Raw genomic sequence first — 24059 nt, 5'->3', positions numbered from 1 at the left:
AGGTCGGGGCCAAGGCGGCCTCGCTGACCATCATGGTCGGCGGTCCGGACAAGGCGTTCGAGACGGTGAAGCCGCTGTTCGAGAAGATGGGCAAGAACATCACGCTGGTGGGCGGCAACGGCGACGGCCAGACCACCAAGGTGGCGAACCAGATCATCGTGGCGCTGACCATCCAGGCGGTGGGCGAGGCGCTGCTGTTCGCCTCCAAGGCGGGGGCGGACCCGGCCAAGGTGCGCCAGGCGCTGATGGGGGGCTTCGCCAATTCGCGGATCCTCGAGGTGCATGGCGAGCGGATGGTGAAGCGGACCTTCGACCCCGGGTTCCGGATCGAGCTGCACCAGAAGGACCTGAACCTGGCGCTGAACGGGGCGCGCCAGCTGCAGATGGCGCTTCCGGCGACCGCGGTGGCGCAGCAGCTGTTCTCGGCCTGCGCGGCCAATGGCGGGGCGGCGTGGGACCACTCGGCGCTGGTCAAGGCGCTGGAGATGATGGCCAACCACACCGTCATGCCCGACGCCTGAGGCGATCGACGACTGCTGACTGAATAATGAATGCAAATTAGTTTCGGGGGCGCCAGGCGCCCCCGAAGTGTTTTTGAAGACCAGTAAGCAATGCTTCCCCTGTAGTGGAACCAGGCGCCCCGGTAGTCTTTTGCGCACGCCGGGAGACAATTGTTCTGCCCTATACACCGTGGACAAACCGCCGGTTGCCGACGTAACTTAGGTCACACGTCGCAAACACGCCCGGCGCTGCCTCGGATGCGGCTTAACATGCGCGACGTATTATCACGCCCGACAGATCGGCCTTGACGCGGGGCTCATTCTCCCCAATCATGGCATACAAAATACCAAACAAGTTCCGTGCGCCGCGGGGGCGCTACGGGCAGGAGGGAGTCCAATGAAGGTCTGCATCTATGGTGCCGGCGCCATCGGTGGCTATGTCGGTGTTCAGCTCAAGCGGGCGGGCGTCGACGTCAGCCTGATCGCCCGCGGAGCCCATCTCGAGGCCATGCGCAGCAACGGCCTGAAGCTGCTCATCGACGACGAGGAGCGGGTCGAGCACATTCCCTGCTCGGACAACCCGGCCGACTTCGGTCCCCAGGACTACGTGATCGTGGCGCTGAAGGCGCACCAGGTGCCGGGCGTCGTCGACCTGATGCAGCCGCTGCTCGGCAACGACACCGCCGTCGTCACCGCCGTCAACGGCGTGCCGTACTGGTACTACTACAAGCATGGCGACCAGCTCGAAGGTAAGACGCTCGAGAGCATCGATCCCGGCGCGAAGCAGTGGAACGGCCTGCGCCCCGAGCGCGCCATCGGCTGCATCGTCTATCCGGCGACCGAGGTGATCGAGCCGGGCGTGATCAAGCACGTCTATGGCGACAAGTTCCCGCTCGGCGAGCCCTCGGGCGAGATCACCGATCGCGTCAACAAGCTGTCCGAGGCGTTCACCGCCGGCGGCATGCGCGCGCCCGTGATGCCGAACATCCGCGACGAGCTGTGGCTGAAGCTGTGGGGCAACCTGTGCTTCAACCCCATCAGCGCCCTCACCCATGCGACGCTCGACGTCATCGCCTCCGATCCGGGCACCCGCGCGGTCGCCAAGGCGATGATGCTGGAGGCGCAGGAGATCGCGGTGCAGTCCGGCGTTAACTTCCGCGTCGGCGTGGAGCGGCGCATCGACGGGGCGGGCGCGGTCGGCGCGCACAAGACCTCGATGCTGCAGGATCTCGAGCGCTCGCGCGCCATGGAGATCGACCCGCTGGTGACCGTGGTCCAGGAAATGGGCCGTCTCGCCGGCATCCCGACCCCGACCATCGACGTCGTGCTCTCGCTGGTTCGCCAGCGTGCGCAGATCGCCGGCTGCTACAGCTGAGTCGACGACACATGGCACATTGGGTTCGCTATAATCGCTCGGGCGCCGTCGGTTTCGGCACGCTCGAGGGAGACACCATCGTCGTCCACGGCGGTAACATGTTCAACGGCGCGACGCCGACCGGGGAGCGCGTCGCGCTCTCCGGGGTCGAGCTGCTCACGCCCACCGAGCCGACCAAGATCATCGCTCTGTGGAACAATTTCCGCGCCCTCGCGGCCAAGCTGAATTCGCCGATCCCGGCCGATCCGCTGTACCTGTTGAAGGCCGGCTCCTGCCTCACCACCCCCGGCGCCACCGTGCGCCGGCCGCCGTCCTATGACGGCAAGGTCGTCTATGAGGGCGAGCTCGGCATCGTCATCGGCAAGACCGCGACCGGGGTGTCGGAGGAGGAAGCGGGCGACTGCATCTTCGGCTACACCTGCGTGAACGACATCACCGCCGCCGACATCATCAACAAGGACGCCACCTTCGCCCAGTGGGTGCGGGCCAAGAGCTTCGACGGATTCGGCCCCTTCGGCCCCGTCGTCGCCACCGATGTCGACCCGGCCAGCCTCGTCGTCCGCACCATCCTGAACGGGCAGGAACGCCAGAACTATCCCATCAGCGACATGGTGTTCTCCGCCCGCCAGCTCGTGAGCCGGATCTCGCACGACATGACGCTCAATCCCGGCGACGTCATCTGCTGCGGCACCTCGGTCGGCGTGGGTACGATGAAGGAACCCTCCAACGCGGTCGAGATCGCGATCGAGGGCATCGGGACGCTCAGCAACACTTTCGTGCAGTAGCGTCTTGGCGCTGTTGCGCCTATAGGGGAATAGGATACGCCAATCGAGGGGAACGTGCGGCGCGCACTGTGCCATGCGCGTTCCCGGCCGCACGGTTGTGGAGGAGCGGGACGAATGAATATCCATGAGTATCAGGCCAAGGGAGTGCTCCGTGAATTCGGGGTCCCGGTGCCGAGTGGCGTGGCGGTGCTGACCGCGGCGGAGGCCGAGACGGCGGCCGCGCAGATCGCCGGCCCGGTGTGGGTGGTGAAGAGCCAGATCCACGCCGGCGGACGCGGCAAGGGCAAGTTCAAGGAGACCGAGGCGGGCGAGAAGGGCGGCGTGCGCGTCGTCAAGTCCGCCGCCGAGGCGGCCGACAACGCCAAGCTCATTCTCGGCAAGACCCTGGTAACCGTGCAGACCGGCCCGGCCGGCAAGCAGGTGAACCGCGTCTATATCGAGGAAGGCTCCGACATCGACAAGGAGTTCTACCTCTCCGCGCTGGTCGACCGCGCCACCTCCCGCGTCGCCTTCGTCGTCTCGACCGAGGGCGGCATGGACATCGAGGAGGTCGCCCATTCGACCCCGGAGAAGATCCACACCTTCTCCGTCGACCCCGCGACCGGCGTGATGCCCCATCACGGGCGCACCGTGGCCAAGGCGCTCGGCCTGTCCGGCGACCTCGCCAAGCAGGCGGGCAGCCTGGTCGAGAAGCTCTACAAGGCCTTCGTCGCCAAGGACATGGCGATGCTCGAGATCAACCCGCTGGTGGTCACCAAGGGCGGCGAGTTGAAGTGCCTCGACGCGAAGATCTCCTTCGATTCGAACTCGCTCTACCGCCACGCCGACATCATGGCGCTGCGCGACGAGACCGAGGAGGACTCCAAGGAGATCGAGGCCTCCAAGTACGACCTCGCCTATATCGCGCTCGACGGCACCATCGGCTGCATGGTCAACGGCGCCGGCCTCGCCATGGCGACGCTGGACATCATCAAGCTCTACGGCGAGAGCCCGGCGAACTTCCTCGACGTCGGCGGCGGCGCCACGGAAGAGAAGGTGACGGCGGCGTTCAAGATCATCACCGCCGACCCGCAGGTGAAGGGCATCCTCGTCAACATCTTCGGCGGCATCATGAAGTGCGACGTCATCGCCCGCGGCGTGATCGCGGCGGTGAAGGCGGTCGGGCTCCAGGTCCCGCTGGTGGTGCGCCTCGAGGGCACCAATGTCGAGGAAGGCAAGCAGATCATCCGCGACAGCGGACTGAACGTCATCCCGGCGGACGATCTCGACGACGCCGCCCAGAAGATCGTCAAGGCCGTGAAGGAGGCTGCGTGATGTCGGTTCTCATCACCAAGGACACCAAGATCATCACCCAGGGCTTCACCGGCAAGAACGGGACCTTCCACTCCGAGCAGGCCCTGGCCTATGGCTCGAAGGTGGTCGGCGGCACCTCGCCGGGCAAGGGCGGCATGACCCATCTCGGCCTGCCGGTGTTCGACACCGTGGCCGAGGCCAAGGAGCAGACCGGCGCCGATGCCTCGGTGATCTACGTCCCGCCGCCGGGCGCGGCGGACGCGATCTGCGAGGCCATCTCCGCCGAGATCCCGCTCATCGTCTGCATCACCGAGGGCATTCCGGTGCTCGACATGGTGAAGGTGAAGCGCGCGCTGGACGGCTCCAAGTCGCGCCTCATCGGGCCGAACTGCCCGGGCATCGTCACCGCCGGCGAATCGAAGATCGGCATCATGCCCGCCAACATCTTCAAGAAGGGCAATGTCGGCATCGTCTCGCGCTCGGGCACCCTCACCTATGAGGCGGTGTTCCAGACCTCGCAGGAAGGCCTCGGCCAGACCACGGCGGTCGGCATCGGCGGCGACCCGGTCAAGGGCACCGAGTTCATCGACGTGCTGGAGCTGTTCCTGGCCGACGACGCCACCGAATCGATCGTCATGATCGGCGAGATCGGCGGCTCGGCCGAGGAAGAGGCGGCGCAGTTCCTCAAGGACGAAGCCAAGCGCGGGCGCAAGAAGCCGATGGTGGGCTTCATCGCCGGCCGCACCGCCCCTCCCGGCCGTCGCATGGGCCATGCCGGCGCCATCATCTCCGGCGGCAAGGGCGGCGCGGAAGACAAGATCGCGGCGATGGAAGAGGCCGGGATCGTGGTCTCCCCCTCCCCGGCGCGGCTGGGCAAGACCCTGGTCGACGTGCTCAACAAGCGCGCCGCGGCCTGACGCCCGACGCGACACGCACCAACGAGAAAGGCCCCGCGCCACCCGGCGCGGGGCTTTTTTCATGTCGGCCGGCGCCGTGTCAAGCCGGGTAGCATTCCGGCGGCAGCGCCGCGCCTTCCTCACGGCCGAGCGTCTCGACAAAGACGATGGTCATCCACGCATGGCAGATGATGAGAAGCGGGAGGACAGGAAACACCGTCTGGAACATGCGAGGACCCCGATCGCGAGCTGTATCTGCCCGGACCTTAGTTTGTGTATCTGGTATTTGGTATACCTAATATCAGGACGTGCCACTGCGCCGTGCGCATAGCGGCAGCGCTCCGGCGTGGACGACCGCATGCGCGGGGCGACTGCGCGCGGCAGGCCGGCGCCATCGAGGCAGCCGAATGACGCTGTCGGCCTTGAGATGTCGTTGTGATGGAATGCAGCGCCGCCGCTTACTGCCCGCGCCGGGACAAGCCCGAACGAGCAGCCTGTGCGCAAGGGCACGAAGCCCCCGGGGCGCCCCGCCCCAGCACTGCTTCGGATCGGAAGTCTTGGAAGTCGGGGGAAGCCCGGAGCCTACGAGACGCAGCCCTGCCTCATAAGGCAACGCGCCGCCAAAACGGAACCGCGCCCAACCGGCAAGTCGAAAACGTCAGTGTCCGGGAGGCGTAACATTGGCCCCGAACCGGCACTCGTTCGCCCGGAACGCATCGCTCCGGCGGCCGCTTCAGCTCGGAAATATTGCAAGTCGGGGTGCGCCCGGAGCCCACGAGACGCAGCGGCGCCTCATAACGCCATGCGACGCCGGAACGGACGCTCCAGCCTGCGGCAAATCAGGTTCGGGACGGCCAGAAGACCGCCCTACCCTGTCTCTTCAGGGCCGTCCTAGTTCGCCGGCTCGGCGGGCGGCGGCAGCGGCAGGCCCCAGGCGGAGAACGCCGTGCGGAACGCCTGATCGCCCGGAACGCCCTTCTCCAGCACCAGAATGGCGCGGCGCCCGTTCTCGAACACGGTCGGGATGTCGAGCCAGTTGCGGGTGATGAGCAGGCCGAGATTACGCTGGCGCTCGGCCTGCAGCGAGGACAGGCCAATAAGGAAGTAGCCCGGCGCCACCTTGACCGAAATGCCGGTCAGCGGCGCGCCCGACGCGCCTTCCACCGCCTTCGCCCGCATGCCGGGCACGTTCGCCACCGCGCCGAGATCGAAGTCCGGCGGCAGGTCGTACTGGATCTCGACGATGTGCGAGGCGGGGATGCTCTCGTCCTGGTTACGCCGGATGCGCAGCGTCACCTTCATCTTGCGGTCGGGGATGGTGATGGTGGCGCGGATGCCGACATCGGGCGCCAGCCCCTGCCCCGGCGAATAGTTCTCGGTGTCCCAGACCACCGTGCCGACATATTGCTGCAGCCCCTGCTCGCCGCCGCCGGGGCTTTCCTCGAACAGCACGGCGCGCTGGGCCACCGCGACGCCCGGGCTCTGGCCCTGCGCGGCGGTCCCCTGAGCCGAGGAGGACGGCGCGGCCGACGGGCTGGAGGAAGAGGTCGAGCTCGGCGCGTTGCCGCCGGGCGCCTGGGCGATGCGATCGGTCGACTTGGTAACCTCGGGCGCCGAAGTGCCCGCGGTCGGCGCATCGGCCGGTACCGAGGTCGTCTGCTGGCCGGAGGCCCGCCCCATCAGCGCGATGATCGTGTTGCGCTGTGTGTAGCCCACCACGGCGCCCGCGATCACCAGCAGGATCACCGCCGCGATCGCGATCAGCCGCCCGCGCGCCGGGCGGGCAGGCTCCGGCGCGGCGGGATCCGCGTGCTCTCCGAGGGGCGCGGACCCGGTATCGGCGGGCACTTCGTCTTCCGGCCGCAACCCGCCGAAATCCTCGCCGGACCGGCCGGCGGGATAGCGCCGCTCGGCCCCGAGATGAGGCGAGGGCGCCCCGAGCGCGGCGGCGTAGAGGTCTTCCTCGTCGTGATCGACCGGCGGCGGCGCTGCGGGACGCGACGGCGCGAAGGGCGCCGGCCGCTCCGCCCGTGCGGGAGGCTCGGCCGTCGAAGGCGCGGGAGTGACGGGAGGAGTTGCGACAGGCAGCGGGGCGACCGGCGGCGGCGCGGCAGGCGCGGGTTCGGGCGGCGGAGACGGCGCGCGCCGCGGCTCCTCGGGCGCGGGCGCCCCGCCATACTCGGCTTCGAGCCGGCGTATCGCGTTTTCCAGCGCGTGCTGCTCGCGCGCGACGTCGTCCTCGGTCAGCGGCGGCTCGGCACCGCGCAGCTGCGTCAGCAGCGCCCGCCGGGCGCGATCATAGACCACCTTCCGGGCGTCCCTAGACTTGTTGGGGAGCCCGCCAATGGCGCGTGCGAGAAGCGGATAATAATCGGCCATCAGGGTCGGCGAATCAGTTGCCGTTCACGATTCGAAGGGATTCTGCACCAAGATCGTATCATCGCGCTCCGGACTCGTGGACAACAACGCCACGGGGCAGCCGATGAGTTCTTCGATGCGACGTACATATTTGACGGCCTCGGCCGGAAGATCCGCCCAGGAGCGGGCGCCGGCGGTCGATTCGCTCCAGCCCTCGATGGTCTCGTAGACGGGTTCGACTTCGGCCTGGGCGTCCTGCCCGGCGGGAAAATAGTCGATCTCCTCGCCGCCGAGGCGGTAGCGCGTGCACACTTTAAGTTCATCGAACCCGTCGAGCACATCGAGCTTGGTCAGCGCGATGCCGTTGATGCCCGAGGTGCGCACGGTCTGGCGCACCAGCACCGCGTCGAACCAGCCGCAGCGCCGGGCGCGGCCGGTGACGGTGCCGAACTCGTGCCCGCGCTCGCCGATCCGCCGGCCGATACCGTCCTCGAGCTCGGAGGGGAACGGCCCCTCGCCGACGCGGGTCGTGTAGGCCTTGGTGATGCCGAGCACATAGTCCACCGCGCCGGGCCCGAGGCCGGAGCCGGTCGCCGCCTGCGCCGCCACCGTGTTGGACGAGGTGACGAAGGGATAGGTGCCATGGTCGACGTCGAGCAGCGCGCCCTGCGCACCCTCGAACAGGATCTTGGAGCCATGCCGGCGCTCGTCGTCGAGCAGCGACCAGGTGCGGTCCATGAAGGGCAGCACCCTCGGGGCGATGGCGAGCAGCTCGCTGCGCAGCGCCTCGGCGTCGACCTCGTCGATGCCGAGCCCGCGCCGCAGCGGGTTGTGATGGGCGAGCAGCCGCTCGATCTTGCCCGCGAGCGTGGCGGGGAAGGCGAGGTCCACCAGACGGATGGCGCGCCGGCCCACCTTGTCCTCATAGGCGGGGCCGATGCCGCGCTTGGTGGTGCCGATCTTGGTGCCGGAGGCGGCGGCGTTCTCGCGGATGGCGTCGAGCTCGCGGTGCAGCGGCAGGATCAGCGCGACATTGTCGGCGACGCGCAGGCGCTCCGGAGTGACTTCCACGCCCTGCCCGCCGATGCGCTCGATCTCGCTCACCAGCGCCCAGGGGTCGAGCACCACGCCGTTGCCGATCACCGACAGGCGCGCGCCGCGCACCAGGCCCGACGGCAGCAGCGAGAGCTTGTAGGTCGTGTTGCCGACGACCAACGTATGCCCGGCATTGTGGCCGCCCTGGAAGCGCACGACCACATCCGCCTGCTCACTGAGCCAGTCGACAATCTTGCCCTTACCCTCGTCGCCCCACTGGGAACCGACGACGACCACATTCGCCACTGAGCCACGCTCCTGATTGCGCGCGAGGGGCCACGCATGGCGCCGCTTGCGCAGACAAAACCCCGGCGAAACGATCCGACCGGGGCCGCTTCGTCTTAAGGGATGCGCAGGAACGAGGCAAGAAATTGTGCCTCGTGCAGCAGGATGACGACAGCGTCATGTCGCCCGCGGCGACGGCGACAGATCGACATTGCGTGCCCGCAAGCAGCCGGCGCTTGCGCGCGCCGCGCCGCACCATGACTTTAAGGGGGAACGCCACACCGGACACGACCATGACCGCCCCCCTTTCCGCCCCGCCGACCACCGAAGGCGTCGCCCACGCCCCCGCCGATACACGCGCCGCCAGCCTGCCCGACGCGCTGCGCATGGGCGCGGTGCGGCTGCGCGTCAGCGATGCCGCCCGCTCCACCGCCTTCTACAGCGGCGTGCTCGGCCTCACCGTGCTCGGCACCGCGCCGGACGGGGTCGTACGGCTCGGCGCGGGGGACGAAACGCTGATCGAGCTGGAGCCGGTCGCCAATGCCCGCCCGCGCCCGCGCGGCACCACCGGCCTGTTCCATGTCGCGATCCTGGTGCCGGACCGCCCCGCCCTCGCCCTGGTGCTGCGGCGCCTGATCGAGCGCGGCGTCAGGCTCGGCGCCTCCGACCATCTGGTGAGCGAGGCGCTCTATCTCGACGACCCGGACGGCAACGGCATCGAGGTCTATCGCGACCGTTCGCCGCGCGACTGGCGCTGGGACGGCGCGACGGTCGAGATGGCGACCTACCAGCTCGACATGCGCTCCCTGCTCGCCGAACTGCCGGCCGATGCCGACATCGCGGCGCCGATGCCGGCGGGAACGGTGATCGGCCATGTCCACCTGCAGGTCGCGGACCTGACGCGCGCGCGCCGCTTCTATGTGGACCGCCTCGGCTTCGCGGTGACGACCGACCGCTATCCGGGCGCCCTGTTCGTCAGCGCCGGGCGCTACCACCACCATCTCGGGCTGAACATCTGGCAGAGCCGGGGCGGCGGGCCAGCGCCGGCCAACAGCGTCGGCCTCGCCCATTTCGAGATCGTGCTGCCCGACGCCGAAGCGGTGGAGGCCGCGAGCACGCGCCTGCGCGCGGCCGGCGAGAGCCCCTCGCCGATCGCGCACGGCTTCAGCATTGCCGACCCCTGGGGCACCCGTCTGCACGTGGTCTCGCGCGACGGCTGAGCGGCACCCCCGCCGACACGCTGCACTGCCTCATAAACGCAGTGCGGCGCAGCATGAAGTTTATTCATTGGACGCGGTGGTCCATCGCGGCCCGGAATGCTCTAGACCATCGGCCGGCCGTCGCTACGTATCGCCGGCACCCATCTGGTCCTTCCGCGGTCCCGCCATGTTCCGTCGCCTGTTCGACGCCCCCTATCTCCTGCTGACGCTCGTCTCGCTGTTCTGGGCCGGCAATCTGGTGCTCGGGCGCTACGTCGCCGGCCATGTGCCGCCGGTGACGCTCGCCTGGATGCGCTGGGCGCTGGCCTCGCTCATCCTGCTGCCCTTCGCCTGGCGGGCGTTGCGCCAGGATTATCCGCTGGTGCTGCGCCACTGGAAGCTGCTGGCCGTGCTGGCTCTCACCGGCATCACCCTGTTCAACACGATCGCCTATTACGCGCTGCATTTCACGCCGGCGATCAATGCGCTGCTGATCCAGTCCACCGGCCCGCTGATGATCGCCTTCTGGTCGCTGGTGCTGAACGGCGAGCGGCTCTCGGGCGGGCAGGCGGCCGGCATCACCCTGTCGCTCATGGGCGTGCTCACCATCGTCTGCCGCGGCGATCTCGACGTGCTGGTGCATATCCGCTTCAACCGCGGCGACGTGCTGGTGCTGCTGGCGATGATCGTCTACGGCATCTATTCCGCGCTGCTGGCGCGCCGGCCGGCCATGTCGCAGCTCGGCTTCCTCACCACCACGCTGCTCCTCGGCGTCCTGTTCCTCACCCCGGCCTTCGCGGTGGAGCGCAGCTTCGGCGAGGGCTTCGTCCTCGACACCACCGCGCTGCTCGCCTTCGCTTATGTGGCGGTCTTCCCTTCGGTGCTCGCCTATCTGTTCTTCATCCGGGGGGTGCAGCTCATCGGCCCGAACCGGGCGGCGCCGTTCTTCCACCTGATGCCGATGTTCGGCTCGGCGCTCGCCATAGTGTTCCTCGGCGAGGTGCCCCATCTCTACCATGCCGCCGGCTACGCGCTGGTGCTGTCGGGCATCGCCATCGCCACCATCTGGGCGCCCGGCCGCGCGACGAACGCGACGCCGCCCTAGCCGAGCTCCAAGCTGGTGACGCCGAACAGCCGCTCCAGCGCCACCTCGCGGATCGGGCCGGTATACATGCGCGCGGTCTCGAACACGGGCGCCAGCTCGTGCCGGCGCGCCAGCGCCACCGCCGCGCCGTTCGGCTCGGGAACGTCGAGCACGATTCCGCCTCCGCCCGTCGCAGCGCCCAGCGCCGCGAACAGGGCCTCGGCCGCCTCTTCGTCCTCCGCCACCAGCGGCCCGATCCTCCAGCCCTCGCGCGCCGGCCGCACCACGCCCCAGCCGGCGAGCCGACCCTTGCGCAGCAGCGCGCGCCCGACATGACCGGGAGTGTCGATCCAGGCCCGCAGGAATGCCGGCCGCGCCGCCGGGAAGATCGCCGCGTCGCTCGCCTCGACCGTCGCGAAGGGGATTTCCGCGAGGTCGATGCACCGCTCCGCCGCCGCGCCCTCCTGCGGGGCCGGGCCGGCAAAACGGATATTGCGATAGGCGAAGGTGAAGCCCACCCGGGCATAATTGGCCTGCTGCGCCAGCACGCCGTCGAGCCCGATGGTGCGCGCGCCCGCATGGGCGATGCCCGCCTGCCAGAGCGCCCAGCCGATGCCGCGCCCGCGCAGCTCCGGGCGCACGATGTAGAAGCCGAGAAAGGCGAAGCGCTCGTCGTAATTGACCACCGAGATCGTCGCCGCCGGCGCGCCGTCCACCTCCGCGACGAGAAAGCCCTGCGGGTCGACCGCGCCGAAGCAGGCGGCGTCGGCGAGGCCCGGGTTCCAGCCCTCCCCCGCCGCCCAATCCGACACGAGCTGAATTTCGTCGCGATCGAGGAATCGAATGTGAACCGCCTCAGTCATGCTACACACCGCCGATTCGCGCTGGAACTGATCCCATGATGGACGAGCTGATTACAGGCGTCGCCGTGAACGTCGCGGTGATGCTGGTGCATCTGAGCGCCACCCTCACCCTGCTCGCGCTTACCCGCCCGTTCGAGAAGGCCCTGTGGAAATTTCCGCATGCGCGCGTCACCTTCGCCCTGCTCACGGCGAACGTCATCCTGCTCAGCGCGCACCTCATCGAGGTCGGCATCTGGGGCGGGGTGTACGGCTATCTCGGCCTGGTCTCGAACCCGGGCGACGCCTACTACTCGGCCTTCGTCAACTACACGACGCTCGGCTATGGCGACGTGCTGCAGGCCACCCGCACCCGCCTGCTGGGCCCGATGGCGGCCGGCAGCGGCATCATGATGTTCGGCTGGTCGACGGCACTGCTCATCTACGTGCTGCAGAGCCATCTTCCCCATCTCCTCGGCGCGCGGCGCGAGGCCCCGTGAGCGGGCCACGCCTCAGTCCTGCGTGCAGGTGGCGATGGGCGGGGCGTCCTCGCCCTTGGTGAGGTCGTAGAGGCTGGCCTGCGCCCCCTTGGTCCACCAGATGAAGCGGTCGCCCGCGTAGCGCGCACCGGAGCCGGCGAGCACGTTGGCCATCACCACGAACTCGTCGTTGAAGGCGATGGTCGCCAGCGCGTTGGGCGGCGCGTTGATATAGGTCGCCTCCACGCCCTTGATGCGGTCGCAACTGTAGCTGACCTTGCTGGTGACGACCGAGCTGCCCTTGGGCAGCGCGATGACGATACGGTCGGCGGCCTGCGCCGCCCCCGCCAGAAGGGTGAAGGCGGCGACCGCCGCCAGAGGCACGGCACGCCTGGAAACGGCTCGCCGAAGAACGACACGTAGGGAAACGACACGCATGGGAACGCCTCACGCCGGCTTGTGATGCTCGTGCCAGTGGCGGGCGATGTCGATGCGGCGCGGCACCCACACCCGGTCATGCCTGGCGATGTGATCGAGGAAGCGCTGCAGCCCGACGATGCGCCCGGGCCGGCCAACCAGCCGGCAATGCAGCCCGATGCTCAGCATCTTCGGCGCCTCCGCCCCCTCGGCATAGAGCGCGTCGAAGCTGTCACGCAGATAGGTGTAGAATTGCTCGCTCGAATTGAAGCCGGCGGCCACGGCGAAGCGCATGTCGTTGGTGTCGAGCGTGTAGGGGATGCTCAGATGCGGCCCGCGCGGCCCCTCGACCCAGAACGGCAGGTCGTCGCAATAGATGTCGGAATCATAGAGGAAGCCGCCCTCCTCCATGACGATGCGGCGCGAATGCTCCGAGGTGCGCCCGGTGTACCAGCCGAGCGGGCGCTCGCCCGTGACATGGGTGTGCAGGTCGATGGCCGCCTCGAAATCTGCCTTCTCGGCGGCGTAGGAATGGTCACGGTAGTCGATCCATTTCAGCCCATGGCTGGCGATCTCCCACCCCGCCTCCTTCATCGCCGCGACCGCCTCCGGGTTGCGCGCCAGGGCGGTGGCGACGCCGTAGACCGTGACCGGCAGGCCGCGCCCGGTGAACAGCCGCCACAGCCGCCAGAAGCCGGCGCGCGAGCCGTATTCGTAGATCGACTCCATGTTCATGTGCCGCTGGCCGGGCCAGGGCTGCGCGCCGACGATCTCCGACAGGAACGCCTCGGAGGCCGCGTCGCCATGCAGGATGCTGTTCTCGCCGCCCTCCTCGTAATTGATCACGAACTGCACCGCGACCCGCGCCCCGCCCGGCCATTTCGGGTCCGGCGGCGTGCGGCCATAGCCGATCATGTCGCGGGGATAGGGTGCATCGATGTTGAACATGTGCGAGAGGTTCCGGCCGGCACGCAAGGGAACGAGACTTTGTCGAGCCGTCAGGCTAGTGCGTTATGAGCGCGGGCGAAACACCGCGTCGCCGACGCCGCACAAATCTTGCATCGGCTGTATAAGGTTCCCCGCCCGGCCTTCCTGATGACCGCAACGCTCCAAAGGTGCCCGATGTCGCTCCCCGATCCCAGCTTCCTCCTCGCCCGCGCGCCGGTCGTTCCCGTGGTCACGGTGCCGAGCGTCACGGCGGGCGTGAAGCTCGCCCAGGCGCTGGTCGAAGGCGGGCTCCCTCTGATCGAGGTCACGCTGCGCACGCCAGTGGCGCTGGAGGCGATGGCCGCCATCGCCGCCGAGGTGCCGGACGCGATCGTCGGCGCCGGCACGGTGACGCGCCCGGAGCTGATCCAGAAGTCGATCGACGCCGGCGCGCGCTTCCTCGTCAGCCCCGGCTGCCCGCCCGCGCTCGCCGAGGCGCTGGCCGAGGCGCCGGTGCCGGTGATGCCGGGCTGCGCCACCGCGACCGAGGCGATGACGCTGCACGCGATGGGCTTCCCGGTGCTAAAGCTGTTTCCGGCCGAGTCGGCGGGCGGCGTCGCCCTCATCAAGTCGCTGGCCGGCCCGCTGCCGGACCTGCGCTTCTGTCCCACCGGCGGCATCGGCCCGGCCAATGTCGGCTCCTATCTCGCCCAGCCCAACATCCTCGCCGTCGGCGGCTCCTGGGTGGCGCCGGGCGAGGCGGTCACCATGGGCGACTGGGAACAGATCGCGGCGCTCGCCAAGGCGGCGTCGAAGCTGCACCGCGCCGCCTTCCCGCTCTGACGCACGGAGGCGGGCGGTGGGGGCGGAGATGGCGGCCGGGGATGGCATCGTCTTCGCCCGCGAGGCCGGCGTCGGGGTCGAGGAGTTCCGCCGCGTGCTCCTCTCCTCCGGCCTGTCGCGGATCCGGCCCGTCGACGACCCGGCGCGCCTCGCCGCGCTGATCGCCGGCGCCAACATGATCGTCACCGCGCGCCGCCGCGGCGAACTGCTCGGCATCGCCCGTGCCATCACCGATTCGGCCTGGTGCTGCTACGTCTCCGACCTCGCGGTCGAGGCCGGGGCGCAGGGCCTCGGCGTCGGCAAGGGGCTGCTGGACCGGCTGCGCGCCGAGCTCGGCGGCGGGGTCTGCGTCATCCTCGGCGCGGTCCCCGAATCCGTCGGCTTCTACGAGAAGGCCGGCATGGAGCCGGTCTCCAACGTGTTCTGGTATCCGCGCAGCTCCTGACGCGACGTGCGGATACGAAAAACCCGGCCGCGCGGGCGGCCGGGTCCTTCAGTCTCTGGAAACGCGCGGCCGGTGCTTCGTCGGGCCGCCCGGAATGCGAGCCGCCCCTCAGAACGCGAGCGGCTTGGCCTGCTTCACATGCGGCAGGTCCTGCACCTGCGCGAGCAGTTCGGCCGGCGCGGCGCCGTCGATCTCCACCAGCGCGATGGCATCGCCCCCCTGCCGGTCGCGGCCGAGCGCGAAGGTGGCGATGTTGATGCCGGCATCGGCCAGCAGGCTGGCGAAGCGGCCGACGAAGCCGGGCTTGTCCTCGTTGGTCACGTAAATCATCGAGGGCGCGAACTCGGCATCGACCTTGATGCCCTTGATGTCGACGATGCGCGGGCGCCCGTCGGCGAAGACGGTGCCGGAGACCGAGCGCTCCATCTTCTCCGTCACCACGGTGAGCGTCACCAGGCTCTCATAGTCGCCGGCGACGTCGCGGGTGGTCTCCTCGACCACGATGCCGCGCTCCTTGGCGACGCTCGGGGCCGAGACGACGTTGACGTCCTGCAGCGCCGGGCGCAGCAGGCCGGCGACGGCGGAGGAGGTCAGCGCCTTGATCTTCAGCCCGGCGACCGAGCCCTCATAGGTGATGCGCACGGTCTTGATGTCGGTGTCCGTGAGCTGACCGGCGAAGGAGCCGAGCTTTTCGGCCAGCTCGATGAAGGGCTTCAGCTTCGGGGCCTCTTCCGCCGTGATCGAGGGGAAGTTGACCGCGTTGGAAATCGCCCCGCGCAGCAGGTAGTCGCTCATCTGCTCGGCGACCTGCAGCGCCACGTTCTCCTGCGCTTCCGTGGTGGAGGCGCCCAGATGCGGGGTGCAGATCACGTTGGGATGGCCGAACAGCGGGTTCTCGTTCGCCGGCTCGGTGGAGAACACGTCGAACGCCGCGCCGGCGACATGGCCGGCATCGAGCGCCGCCGCCAGCGCCGCCTCGTCGACCAGCCCGCCGCGCGCGCAGTTGATGATGCGCACGCCCCTCTTCGTCTTGGCGATCGCCTCGGCGGAGAGCACGTTGCGGGTGCGGTCGGTCAGCGGGGTGTGCAGGGTGATCACGTCGGCCCGTGCCAGCAGGTCGTCGAGCTCGACCTTCTCCACGCCGATGTCGAGCGCGCGCTCGGGGCTGAGGAACGGGTCGAAGGCGATCACCTTCATCTTCAGGCCCAGCGCGCGGTCGGCGACGATCGAGCCGATATTGCCGCAGCCGATGATGCCGAGCGTCTTGGCGGTGAGCTCGACGCCCATGAAGCGGTTCTTCTCCCACTTGCCGGCCTGGGTGGAGGCGTCGGCGGCGGGGATCTCGCGGGCCAGCGCGAACATCATCGCGATGGCGTGCTCGGCGGTGGTGATGGAGTTGCCGAACGGCGTGTTCATCACGATCACGCCGCGGGCGGTGGCGGCCGGGATGTCGACATTGTCGACACCGATGCCGGCGCGGCCGACCACCTTCAGCCTCTTCGCCTGCTCCAGGATCTTCGGCGTTACCTTGGTGGCCGAGCGGATGGCGAGGCCGTCATAATTGCCGATGATCTCGGCAAGCTTGTCCTTGTCCTTGCCGAGGGCCGGCTGGAAGTCGACCTCGATGCCGCGATCCTTGAAGATCTGCACGGCGGCGGGGGAAAGGGCGTCGGAAATGAGAACGCGGGGAGCCATGTATTTCGTCCCTTGAGACGGTTGATGTCGACCCGCCGCCGGGCGGGGGCAGTGCGTCCCGCCGCTGGCGGGAGGGGACGACGAAGCGTTCGTCGGGCAGAGCTCGACGGAGGTCGGTGGCGAGACGCGGCCGGGAGGAGAAAGCCCTTCGCCACCGTTCCGGAGCATTGCCCGTTCGCCGTCCCCTCGCGTCAGCGGCGGGGAGCGGGAACGGGCGTCAGGCGGCCTGCTTCAGACCGGCCTTGGCCTCGGCATAAGCCCAGTCGAGCCAGGGCAGAAGCGCTTCGAGATCGGAAGCCTCGACCGTGGAGCCGGCCCAGATGCGCAGCCCCGCCGGGGCGTCGCGATAGGCGCCGATGTCGTAGGCGACGCCGGCCTTCTCCACCGCGCCGGCGATCGCCTTGGCGAAGGCGGCCTGGGCATCGGCGGCTAGCTGGGTCACCTGCGGGTCGACCACCACCAGGCAGACGCTGGTGTTGGAGCGCGTGGCCGGGTCCTTCGCGAGGAAGTCGACCCACGGCGTCTTCGCCACCCAGTCGGCCAGCACCTTGAAGTTTGCGTCGGCGCGGGCGCGCAGCCCCTTGAGGCCGCCGAGCGACTTCGACCACTGCAGCGCGTCGATATAGTCCTCGACGCAGAGCATGGACGGGGTGTTGATGGTCTCGCCCTCGAAGATGCCCTCGATCAGCTTGCCGCCCTTGGTCATGCGGAACAGCTTGGGCAGCGGCCAGGCCGGGACGTAGCTCTCCAGCCGCTCGACCGCGCGCGGCGAGAGGATGAGAATGCCGTGCGCCGCCTCGCCGCCGAGCACCTTCTGCCAGGAGAAGGTGACGACATCGAGCTTGGCGAAGTCGAGCGCCTGGGCGAAGGCCGCCGAGGTGGCGTCGCAGATGGTCAGGCCCTTGCGGTCGGCGGCGATCCAGTCGCCGTTCGGCACGCGCACGCCGGAGGTGGTGCCGTTCCAGGTGAAGACCACGTCATGGTCGAAATTCACCTCGGCAAGGTCCGGCAGCTCGCCATAGGGAGCCTTGAGGGTGCGGGCGTCCTTGAGCTTGAGCTGCTTGACGATGTCAGTGACCCAGCCCTCGCCGAAGCTCTCCCAGGCCAGCACGTCGACCGGGCGCTGCCCGAGCATCGACCACAGCGCCATCTCCACCGCGCCGGTGTCCGAGGCGGGGACGATGCCGATCCGGTAGTCGGCGGGAACTTCGAGGATTTCGCGGGTGAGGTCGAGAGCGAGCTTCAGCTTCGCCTTGCCGACCTTGGCACGGTGCGAGCGGCCGAGCGGCGCATCGCTCAGGCCTTCCAGCGTCCAGCCGGGACGCTTGGAGCACGGACCAGAAGAAAAATTGGGATTCGCCGGCTTCGCCGCCGGCAGAGCGATCGTGGTCATGATAGCCATCCTTCCAGATGGGTGCCCCTCGGTGGGGAGGGGTGGCCCGCAGCCCGTGTAGTCCCCGGCGCGAAAAATGGCAAGCGGGATTTACACGCGATCCGCACGTGCGGGCCGGCGAGGTCTTGCGCGCGGCAAGTCGAGGCGCGCCGAACCTTGGTTCGACAAGGAAAATCTACTTCTCGCGGAAGGTGCGCATCACCTGCTCGGTGAGCCGCTTGTCGAGGTATCTAAGCACCGCGTGTTCCTCGGTGCGGATGAACGCCTCCACCAGCATGCCCGGCACCAGCCCGATGTCGCCGGGATTGGCCGCCTCCCCCGGCAGCGGCGCGACCCGCACCGGCACGATCAGCATCACCGGCTCGCCGGCGCCGATGACCCCGCCGAAAAGGACCCGCGCGCTGGGTGCCGCGTCTTTTTTCCGATCGGAGGGAACCGGACCCGCGCACGCGAACTTTTCGGAAAGGGTTTTTCGTTAACAACGAATCGAAAAAAGTGTCGGGGGATTCGCCTGGAATGACACACGCGATTTGCGGCGCTCGCGCGCACGCGGTTTCGACAAGTGCCGGATATTCGCAGCCCCAGACATTCGCAGGTGACGATCGTGGAATTCACTGGTGAACGTTTTGTCCCGGGTGTGACCGGGCCCATCGCCTCGGAGCATCAGCACCGCTACGCCTTCGCCTCGCAATTCGTCGCCGGGCTCGACGTGCTCGACGTCTCCTGCGGCGAGGGCTACGGCAGCGCGTTTCTCGCCCGCAGCGCCCGCAGCGTGGTCGGCGTCGACATCGACCCGGAGGCGGTGGCCCATGCGGAGGCGCGCTATGGCGGGCCGGCCGGGCCGCGCTTCCAGTTCGCCGACATCGGCGACCTGCCCTTCCCCGATGCCAGCTTCGACGTCGTCGTCTCCTTCGAGACCATCGAGCATGTGCGCGACCCCGCGCATGCGCTCGGCGAATTGCGGCGGGTGCTGAAGCCCGATGGCGTCATGATCATCTCGACGCCCGACCGAGACGTGTTCACCGACCGGATCGGCAACCGCAACCCGTTCCACCTCGCCGAGATGTCGGCCGACGAATTCGCCGCGCTGCTGGCCCCCATCTTCCCGGCCGTGCGCCTCTACGGGCAGCGCACCACCTTCGCCTCCTTCCTGTCGCCGATCGACATGCAAGCCGCCGCGCTGTCCGGCCCCGACGCGCTGTGGTGGCTCGACCCGAACGGGCTGACCCGCTCACCCGCCCCGGCCGGCGAGCCGGTGTATCTGGTCGCGGTGTGCTCGCGCTCGCCCCGGCCGATCGAGGCCCGTTCGGTGCTGGTCGACGCCGCGAGCGGCGACGCCAACCCGATCGAGACCCTGCAGAGCTGGGCCAACGGCGCGGTCGAGCGGGCGGATCGCTGCGTCGAGGAGCACGAGCGCGCCCGGGACGAGGAGCGCCGCATCCACGACGAGCAGGCCGCGACCATCGCCCGTCAGGCGGCGGAGCTCGCCCAGCTCGGCAGCGAACTCGCCGCCGCGCAGGAGCGCCTCACCGAGCGTGACTCCCGCATCGATCATGAAGCCGCCCTCGTGGCGGCGCGCGAGGAACTGGCCCGCGAACTGCTCGGCAAGCTGCGCAACACCCATGCGCGGCTCGCGGCGGCGGACGGGCAGGCCGAGCACCACGCCGGGGACGCCGACACCGCCGACGCGCCGGCGCAGGACCCGGTCACCGAACTGATGGCCGAGTTGGCCGGGCTCAACGCCCTCGCCGGCAGCCTCGCGGCGCGCAGTCCCTCCGGCCTCGTGACGCGGCTCCTCAACGCCTTCGGCCCCGCCAGGACGATGCCGTCCACCCCGGCCGCCGAGCCGGCCATGGCGGAGGCGTCCCCCTCCCCCGCCGCCATTTCGCTCGAGGCCGCCCCGGCGACCGAAGCGCCGGCGAAGGGCACGGCCGAGCCGCTGCACATCCCCGGCATCAACCTGGTGCGCCGTAGCGGCGTGTTCGACGTCGAATGGTACGCGCGCGCCTATGGGGTCGAGCCCGACAAGGCGATCGAGCACTATCTGACCATCGGCCATGCCATCGGCTGCAATCCGAGCGCGAATTTCGACGGACGGGCCTATCTCGACGCCAATCCCGACGTGCGCGCGGCCAATATCAACCCGCTGCTGCACTACCTCGTCTACGGCGTGCATGAGGGACGCTCGTTCTTCAACCCGCCGCGCCCCGCCCAGCCGGCGCGTCGCGATGCCGGCCCGCGCGGCGAGGTCATGGCGATCAGCATCGGCGAGTTCCGTCCGCGCAACGCGGCCTCGGCCTGACCGGGGCCGCCGCGAGCGGCGATCTGCAGGAAAATCTGGCGGGGGAGCGGGGCCTTATGGCCCCGTTCAGTTGATCAGGTAGCGGGCGCCGATGCGGATCTCGTGCGCGCGCTGGTCGAAGTCGGGCAGCCCGTTGCCGAGGTCGATGCCGTCGAGCGAGAGATAGCGGTAGCCGACATCGAGCAGCCAGTTCGGCCCGAGCGAGACCGACACGCCCGCCATCACGCCCCAGGCGAGCCCCCACCCGTCGGCGTCACCGATCCGCGACCCGTTGAAATCGACATTGTCGAACGAGGCGAAGCCGGCGCCGACCCCTGCGCCGAGATAGGGCGTGAAGCCGTTCCAGGTGCCGAGGTCGATATAGGCGTTGGCGAGGAAGGTAGCGGCGCTGAAGTCGGCCGAGAGCCCGGCCGAGCCGTAATCGGCCTCGGTGCGGTAGTCGGCCGTGAGGTCGAGGCGCAGCCAGTCATTGAGCTTGAAGCCGCCGCCGATGCCGAGCAGCCACGCGTCGCCGAGGTCGGCGGCGGCGGAATCGAAGTTCAGCGACGACCAGTCCGGCGTCTCGTTGACGACATAGCCGACATCGCCGCGCAGGTACCAGCCGGTGCTGTCCTCGATCACCGGCGCATTGGCGAGCAGGTCGTCGGCGCCGTCGAGGTCGGCGGCCCTGGCCGAGGGGGCGAGAAGGCTCCCACCCATCGCCAGAAGAACCGCACCGATCCGGAAAGAGCACACGCCACGCATCGCAGAACCCGCTGAGAAACCCTCCGACGGGACGGTCGCCCGCCCCTGTCGGATTCGCAGTCTCTCAGCGATTCTTTAAGGAGCGCTTAACCTTAACGATCCGCTACCGGCCCCTCACCCCGCACGCTCAACTGCGCCCTCATCCGTCCTGTTTGGCGGCACGCGCGGCCGCCTCCAGGTGCGGCGTGAGCTGCGGGTCGAGACGCAGCGCCGTGGCCAGCCGGGCGAGGAAGGCGCGCTCGGCGCTGTTGTCGCCGTCGATCGCCAGCAGCGCGCAGATATAGACCTCGGCCGCCTGTTCCGGGCGCGTCACCGCCGCGGCGATCGCCTCCACGCTCGCCGGATTGGCGAGCTCGGCGGTAAGGAACGCTTCCGCCTCGCCGAGCGTCGCGCCGTCCGCGTCGAGCTTGGCCGAGATCGCCGTCCGTTCCTGCTCGTCGATATGCCCGTCGGCGAGCGAGGCCGCGATCATCGTGCGCAGCAGCACCACCGGCAGCTCGCTCGCGCCCGCATGCGCCGGGTGGAAGGGCGACTCCGGCGGCGGCAGCGCCGCCCCGGCCGCGGGCAGCGGCTCGGCCGCCTTATGCGGCGCCTGGCCCTGCTGGTAGTTCTGGTAGGCCTTGTAGGCGAGCGTGCCCGCGAGGGCGAGGCCGCCCAGCGCCACCACATTGCCGCCGAGCTTGCGCCCCGCCTTGCTGCCGAGCACTAGCGACATCAGCGCACCCGCCGCCGCCCCGCCCGCGAGCGCCCCGCCATTGCCGGCGAGATAGTCCTTCGCCCGCGCCATCATGTCGCCGCCGGAGGCCCCGGCGCCCGCCGGGCCGGCCCCGCCGAGGCCGCCAAGAAAGCCGCCGAGCGGATTGTCCTGCGTCGCGGGGGGCTGGCCGGCCGCTCCCTGCTGGGGCGACAGGAACATGTCGAGAAGCCGCCGGGCGTCGAAATTTCCGCTGTTCAGCATATCGGGGGTCCTTCCTTACGTATGGTCAAGTCCCCTAGGTGTGGATCATGGCCAGCGCAAGGAAACAGCAGGGCGGGCCGATCAGCATCAGGTGATGCACGGACCCGGCATCAAACGGGTGACACGGCGCCATGCGACGGCTTACCGGCGTCGCCGGCGGACAAGCCGTGTCGGATTCGTTCAACGCCGGCGCCGAAACGATGCTCGCTCCGGCCGACAGGGTGCGCGAGCATATCTCGTCATGGTCACGCGACGCTCCTTTGTCGGAGGCTCATCGTGCAGAAATTCTCCGGCTTCGAGCTGTTCCGCCGCGCCCTCTCCGGGCACAAGGGATGGCAGCCGCAATGGCGCAGCCCCGAACCCAAGCCCGAATACGACGTCGTCATCGTCGGCGCCGGCGGCCACGGCCTCGCGGCGGCCTACTACCTCGCCAAGGAGCACGGCATCACCAGGGTCGCGGTGATCGAGCGCGGCTGGCTGGGCGGCGGCAATACCGGGCGCAACACCACCATCGTGCGCTCGAACTACCTGTTCGACGAGAGCGCCGGGCTCTACGAGCACGCGGTGAAGCTGTGGGAAGGCCTCTCGGCCGACCTCAATTACAACGTCATGTATTCGGCCCGCGGCGTGCTGATGCTCGCCCACAACCATCACGACGTTCAGAGCTTCAAGCGCCACGTCCACGCGAACCGCCTCAACGGCGTCGACAATGAGTGGCTGGACGCGCAGGAGTGCAAGGCGTTCTGCCCGCCGCTCAACATCTCCAGCATGCGCTACCCGATCCTCGGCGGCGCGCTGCAGCGGCGCGGCGGCACCGCCCGGCACGACGCGGTCGCGTGGGGCTTCGCCCGCGCCGCCGACGCGCGCGGCGTCGACATCATCCAGAACTGCGAGGTCACCGCCATCCGCCGCGACGCCTCCGGCGCGGTCGAGGGCGTCGAGACCTCGAAGGGCTTCATCCGCGCGCGCAAGGTCGGCGTCTCCGCCGCCGGCCACACCTCGGTGGTGATGGCGATGGCCGGCGTGCGCATGCCGCTGGAGAGCTATCCCCTTCAGGCGCTGGTGTCGGAACCGGTCAAGCCGGCCTTCCCGACCGTGGTGATGTCCAACACCATCCACGCCTACATCTCCCAGTCCGACAAGGGCGAGATGGTGATCGGCGCCGGCACGGACGCCTATACGAGCTACTCGCAGCGCGGCGCGCTCCACATCACGACCCATACGCTCGACGCGATCTGCGAGCTGGTCCCTCAGTTCCGCCGCCTGCGCATGCTACGCAACTGGGGCGGCATCGTCGACGTGACGCCGGATCGCTCGCCGATCATCGCCAGGACCCCGGTGCCGGGGCTCTATGTGAACTGCGGCTGGGGCACCGGCGGCTTCAAGGCGACGCCGGGCTCGGGCCACGTGTTCGCCCACACCATCGCCCGCGACGAGCCGCACCCGATCAACGCCGCCTTCACGCTGGAGCGTTTCCGCGACGGCTTCCTGATCGACGAGGCGGCGGCCGCCGCCGTCGCGCATTGAGGAGACGGCCGATGCCCGCCGCCATCGATCTCGCGCAGAAGCTCTCGCTCTTCACCGAGCACTGGACGCCCAAGGTGGTGGCCGACTTCAACGGCCACGACGTCATGGTCGTGAAGGTGAAGGGGGAGTTCAACTGGCACTCCCATCCCGACACGGACGACTTCTTCCTGGTGTTGAATGGACGTCTCACCATCAGGCTGCGCGACGCGCAGGGTGCCGAGAGCGCCGTCATCCTCGGCCCGGGCGAGCTCTATGTCGTGCCCAAGGGCGTGGAGCACTGCCCCGTCGCCGAGGAGGAGACGCATCTCGTCATCATCGAGCCGGCCGGCACGCCCAACACCGGCGATCCGGCGACCGCCGTCGTCAAGACGAGGCTCTGAGCCATGCTCATCATCGATTGCCCCTGGTGCGGCGCGCGGCCCGAGGTCGAGTTCGCCTATGGCGGCGAGGCGCACATCGCCCGCCCGTCCGACCCGTCGGCGCTCTCCGACCAGGAATGGGCCGACTTCCTCTACAACCGCACCAACCCTAAGGGCCTGCACGCCGAGCGCTGGCGCCACCTCCATGGCTGCGGGCGCTATTTCAACGCCGTCCGCGACACGGTGAGCGACTTCTTCGTCGTCACCTACAAGGCCGGCGAGCCGCGCCCGGATGCCGGCACCGAAGGCGGGGACCGCTGA

Annotated in this window: 25 protein-coding genes; 14 read left to right on the top strand and 11 right to left on the bottom strand. The window is 69.1% G+C overall.

Going from position 1 to position 24059, the window contains the following annotated elements; translation table 11 throughout:
* The 5 genes from NVS89_RS21420 to sucD all read left to right on the top strand — a co-directional run.
* The coding region (locus tag NVS89_RS21420) for an NAD-binding protein (protein WP_258732704.1) at positions 1–521 on the top strand (521 nt) is incomplete at its 5' end.
* Positions 522–897: 376 nt separating this feature from the next.
* Positions 898–1875, top strand: a complete 978-nt coding sequence (locus tag NVS89_RS21415) for a 2-dehydropantoate 2-reductase (RefSeq protein ID WP_258734799.1) — start codon at positions 898–900, stop codon at positions 1873–1875.
* Between the two features lie 11 nt (positions 1876–1886).
* Complete coding sequence (locus NVS89_RS21410; protein WP_258734798.1) at positions 1887–2660, top strand: fumarylacetoacetate hydrolase family protein; 774 nt, start codon at positions 1887–1889, stop codon at positions 2658–2660.
* A gap of 114 nt (positions 2661–2774) precedes the next feature.
* Entirely contained in the window at positions 2775–3974 is a 1200-nt protein-coding gene (gene sucC, locus NVS89_RS21405; RefSeq protein WP_258734797.1) for an ADP-forming succinate--CoA ligase subunit beta, read from the top strand.
* The gene (gene sucD / locus NVS89_RS21400) at positions 3974–4870 is read left to right on the top strand and encodes a succinate--CoA ligase subunit alpha (RefSeq protein ID WP_258734796.1); all 897 of its coding nucleotides are present in this window, start codon (positions 3974–3976) and stop codon (positions 4868–4870) included. The genes sucC and sucD overlap by 1 nt, the downstream gene beginning before the upstream one ends.
* A gap of 79 nt (positions 4871–4949) precedes the next feature.
* Here the strand turns inward: sucD and NVS89_RS21395 are convergent, their stop codons facing one another.
* The 3 genes from NVS89_RS21395 to NVS89_RS21385 all read right to left on the bottom strand — a co-directional run bounded on the left by NVS89_RS21395 (position 4950) and on the right by NVS89_RS21385 (position 8548).
* A complete protein-coding gene (locus tag NVS89_RS21395; protein ID WP_258734795.1) occupies positions 4950–5078 on the bottom strand; it encodes a hypothetical protein in 129 nt (42 codons plus the stop codon).
* A gap of 662 nt (positions 5079–5740) precedes the next feature.
* Positions 5741–7228: a hypothetical protein gene (locus tag NVS89_RS21390; RefSeq protein WP_258734794.1), complete on the bottom strand. Its 1488-nt coding sequence runs from the start codon at positions 7226–7228 to the stop codon at positions 5741–5743.
* A 24-nt stretch (positions 7229–7252) separates the two neighbouring features.
* The gene (locus NVS89_RS21385; protein ID WP_258734793.1) at positions 7253–8548 is read right to left on the bottom strand and encodes an adenylosuccinate synthase; all 1296 of its coding nucleotides are present in this window, start codon (positions 8546–8548) and stop codon (positions 7253–7255) included.
* A 272-nt stretch (positions 8549–8820) separates the two neighbouring features.
* On the opposite strand from NVS89_RS21385, the gene NVS89_RS21380 reads away from it, so the two are divergent.
* Positions 8821–9747 (top strand): VOC family protein, encoded by a 927-nt coding sequence (locus NVS89_RS21380; protein ID WP_258734792.1) that lies wholly within the window; start codon positions 8821–8823, stop codon positions 9745–9747.
* A gap of 166 nt (positions 9748–9913) precedes the next feature.
* Positions 9914–10831: a DMT family transporter gene (locus tag NVS89_RS21375; protein WP_258734791.1), complete on the top strand. Its 918-nt coding sequence runs from the start codon at positions 9914–9916 to the stop codon at positions 10829–10831.
* Here the strand turns inward: NVS89_RS21375 and NVS89_RS21370 are convergent.
* Positions 10828–11673, bottom strand: coding sequence for a GNAT family N-acetyltransferase (locus NVS89_RS21370; RefSeq protein WP_258734790.1), 846 nt, complete (start codon positions 11671–11673; stop codon positions 10828–10830). The genes NVS89_RS21375 and NVS89_RS21370 overlap by 4 nt on opposite strands.
* Before the next feature lie 35 nt (positions 11674–11708).
* Between NVS89_RS21370 and NVS89_RS21365 the strand changes: the two genes are divergently transcribed.
* A complete protein-coding gene (locus tag NVS89_RS21365) occupies positions 11709–12149 on the top strand; it encodes an ion channel (RefSeq protein WP_258734789.1) in 441 nt (146 codons plus the stop codon).
* A 12-nt stretch (positions 12150–12161) separates the two neighbouring features.
* Here the strand turns inward: NVS89_RS21365 and NVS89_RS21360 are convergent, their stop codons facing one another.
* Positions 12162–12512: an MliC family protein gene (locus tag NVS89_RS21360; protein WP_258734788.1), complete on the bottom strand. Its 351-nt coding sequence runs from the start codon at positions 12510–12512 to the stop codon at positions 12162–12164.
* A 63-nt stretch (positions 12513–12575) separates the two neighbouring features.
* Positions 12576–13493: an allantoinase PuuE gene (gene puuE, locus NVS89_RS21355; protein WP_258734787.1), complete on the bottom strand. Its 918-nt coding sequence runs from the start codon at positions 13491–13493 to the stop codon at positions 12576–12578.
* A 174-nt stretch (positions 13494–13667) separates the two neighbouring features.
* On the opposite strand from puuE, the gene eda reads away from it, so the two are divergent.
* Both eda and NVS89_RS21345 read left to right on the top strand, forming a co-directional pair.
* A complete protein-coding gene (gene eda, locus NVS89_RS21350; RefSeq protein ID WP_258734786.1) occupies positions 13668–14315 on the top strand; it encodes a bifunctional 4-hydroxy-2-oxoglutarate aldolase/2-dehydro-3-deoxy-phosphogluconate aldolase in 648 nt (215 codons plus the stop codon).
* 28 nt (positions 14316–14343) lie between these two features.
* Positions 14344–14760: a GNAT family N-acetyltransferase gene (locus tag NVS89_RS21345; RefSeq protein WP_258734785.1), complete on the top strand. Its 417-nt coding sequence runs from the start codon at positions 14344–14346 to the stop codon at positions 14758–14760.
* 108 nt (positions 14761–14868) lie between these two features.
* On the opposite strand, the gene serA is transcribed toward NVS89_RS21345, so the two are convergent.
* The 3 genes from serA to NVS89_RS21330 form a co-directional block, all read right to left on the bottom strand.
* On the bottom strand, positions 14869–16455 hold the full coding sequence (gene serA, locus NVS89_RS21340) for a phosphoglycerate dehydrogenase (RefSeq protein ID WP_258734784.1): 1587 nt from the start codon (positions 16453–16455) through the stop codon (positions 14869–14871).
* A 217-nt stretch (positions 16456–16672) separates the two neighbouring features.
* Positions 16673–17848, bottom strand: coding sequence for a phosphoserine transaminase (locus NVS89_RS21335; protein ID WP_258734783.1), 1176 nt, complete (start codon positions 17846–17848; stop codon positions 16673–16675).
* A 175-nt stretch (positions 17849–18023) separates the two neighbouring features.
* Positions 18024–18203, bottom strand: coding sequence for a hypothetical protein (locus NVS89_RS21330; RefSeq protein WP_258734782.1), 180 nt, complete (start codon positions 18201–18203; stop codon positions 18024–18026).
* A gap of 249 nt (positions 18204–18452) precedes the next feature.
* Between NVS89_RS21330 and NVS89_RS21325 the strand changes: the two genes are divergently transcribed.
* Positions 18453–20150: a methyltransferase domain-containing protein gene (locus NVS89_RS21325; protein ID WP_258734781.1), complete on the top strand. Its 1698-nt coding sequence runs from the start codon at positions 18453–18455 to the stop codon at positions 20148–20150.
* A 66-nt stretch (positions 20151–20216) separates the two neighbouring features.
* On the opposite strand, the gene NVS89_RS21320 is transcribed toward NVS89_RS21325, so the two are convergent.
* Positions 20217–20849: an outer membrane protein gene (locus tag NVS89_RS21320; RefSeq protein WP_258734780.1), complete on the bottom strand. Its 633-nt coding sequence runs from the start codon at positions 20847–20849 to the stop codon at positions 20217–20219.
* A gap of 184 nt (positions 20850–21033) precedes the next feature.
* The gene (locus tag NVS89_RS21315; protein WP_258734779.1) at positions 21034–21852 is read right to left on the bottom strand and encodes a tellurite resistance TerB family protein; all 819 of its coding nucleotides are present in this window, start codon (positions 21850–21852) and stop codon (positions 21034–21036) included.
* Positions 21853–22128: 276 nt separating this feature from the next.
* Here NVS89_RS21315 and NVS89_RS21310 point away from each other — a divergent pair, with 276 nt between their 5' ends.
* Genes NVS89_RS21310 through NVS89_RS21300 form a run of 3 tightly spaced genes read left to right on the top strand, consistent with a single transcriptional unit; the run spans position 22129 to position 24059 of the window.
* A complete protein-coding gene (locus NVS89_RS21310; RefSeq protein ID WP_258734778.1) occupies positions 22129–23379 on the top strand; it encodes a sarcosine oxidase subunit beta family protein in 1251 nt (416 codons plus the stop codon).
* Between the two features lie 11 nt (positions 23380–23390).
* Positions 23391–23759 (top strand): cupin domain-containing protein, encoded by a 369-nt coding sequence (locus NVS89_RS21305; RefSeq protein WP_258734777.1) that lies wholly within the window; start codon positions 23391–23393, stop codon positions 23757–23759.
* 3 nt (positions 23760–23762) lie between these two features.
* Positions 23763–24059, top strand: coding sequence for a sarcosine oxidase subunit delta (locus NVS89_RS21300; RefSeq protein ID WP_258734776.1), 297 nt, complete (start codon positions 23763–23765; stop codon positions 24057–24059).

The organism is Ancylobacter mangrovi (assembly GCF_024752355.1).
Classification (GTDB): Bacteria; Pseudomonadota; Alphaproteobacteria; order Rhizobiales; family Xanthobacteraceae; genus Ancylobacter; species Ancylobacter mangrovi.
This window is presented reverse-complemented; position numbering and strand designations above follow the sequence as displayed.

What these genes read in the sequence shown, in the direction of transcription:
- NVS89_RS21415 (WP_258734799.1), top strand. Translation starts at nt 898, where the DNA reads ATGAAGGTCTGCATCTATGGTGCCGGCGCCATCGGTGGCTATGTCGGT.
- NVS89_RS21410 (WP_258734798.1), top strand. Translation starts at nt 1,887, where the DNA reads ATGGCACATTGGGTTCGCTATAATCGCTCGGGCGCCGTCGGTTTCGGC.
- sucC (WP_258734797.1), top strand. Translation starts at nt 2,775, where the DNA reads ATGAATATCCATGAGTATCAGGCCAAGGGAGTGCTCCGTGAATTCGGG.
- sucD (WP_258734796.1), top strand. Translation starts at nt 3,974, where the DNA reads ATGTCGGTTCTCATCACCAAGGACACCAAGATCATCACCCAGGGCTTC.
- NVS89_RS21395 (WP_258734795.1), bottom strand. Translation starts at nt 5,078, where the DNA reads ATGTTCCAGACGGTGTTTCCTGTCCTCCCGCTTCTCATCATCTGCCAT.
- NVS89_RS21390 (WP_258734794.1), bottom strand. Translation starts at nt 7,228, where the DNA reads ATGGCCGATTATTATCCGCTTCTCGCACGCGCCATTGGCGGGCTCCCC.
- NVS89_RS21380 (WP_258734792.1), top strand. Translation starts at nt 8,821, where the DNA reads ATGACCGCCCCCCTTTCCGCCCCGCCGACCACCGAAGGCGTCGCCCAC.
- NVS89_RS21375 (WP_258734791.1), top strand. Translation starts at nt 9,914, where the DNA reads ATGTTCCGTCGCCTGTTCGACGCCCCCTATCTCCTGCTGACGCTCGTC.
- NVS89_RS21370 (WP_258734790.1), bottom strand. Translation starts at nt 11,673, where the DNA reads ATGACTGAGGCGGTTCACATTCGATTCCTCGATCGCGACGAAATTCAG.
- NVS89_RS21365 (WP_258734789.1), top strand. Translation starts at nt 11,709, where the DNA reads ATGATGGACGAGCTGATTACAGGCGTCGCCGTGAACGTCGCGGTGATG.
- puuE (WP_258734787.1), bottom strand. Translation starts at nt 13,493, where the DNA reads ATGTTCAACATCGATGCACCCTATCCCCGCGACATGATCGGCTATGGC.
- eda (WP_258734786.1), top strand. Translation starts at nt 13,668, where the DNA reads ATGTCGCTCCCCGATCCCAGCTTCCTCCTCGCCCGCGCGCCGGTCGTT.
- NVS89_RS21345 (WP_258734785.1), top strand. Translation starts at nt 14,344, where the DNA reads ATGGCGGCCGGGGATGGCATCGTCTTCGCCCGCGAGGCCGGCGTCGGG.
- serA (WP_258734784.1), bottom strand. Translation starts at nt 16,455, where the DNA reads ATGGCTCCCCGCGTTCTCATTTCCGACGCCCTTTCCCCCGCCGCCGTG.
- NVS89_RS21335 (WP_258734783.1), bottom strand. Translation starts at nt 17,848, where the DNA reads ATGACCACGATCGCTCTGCCGGCGGCGAAGCCGGCGAATCCCAATTTT.
- NVS89_RS21330 (WP_258734782.1), bottom strand. Translation starts at nt 18,203, where the DNA reads ATGCTGATCGTGCCGGTGCGGGTCGCGCCGCTGCCGGGGGAGGCGGCC.
- NVS89_RS21320 (WP_258734780.1), bottom strand. Translation starts at nt 20,849, where the DNA reads ATGGGTGGGAGCCTTCTCGCCCCCTCGGCCAGGGCCGCCGACCTCGAC.
- NVS89_RS21315 (WP_258734779.1), bottom strand. Translation starts at nt 21,852, where the DNA reads ATGCTGAACAGCGGAAATTTCGACGCCCGGCGGCTTCTCGACATGTTC.
- NVS89_RS21305 (WP_258734777.1), top strand. Translation starts at nt 23,391, where the DNA reads ATGCCCGCCGCCATCGATCTCGCGCAGAAGCTCTCGCTCTTCACCGAG.
- NVS89_RS21300 (WP_258734776.1), top strand. Translation starts at nt 23,763, where the DNA reads ATGCTCATCATCGATTGCCCCTGGTGCGGCGCGCGGCCCGAGGTCGAG.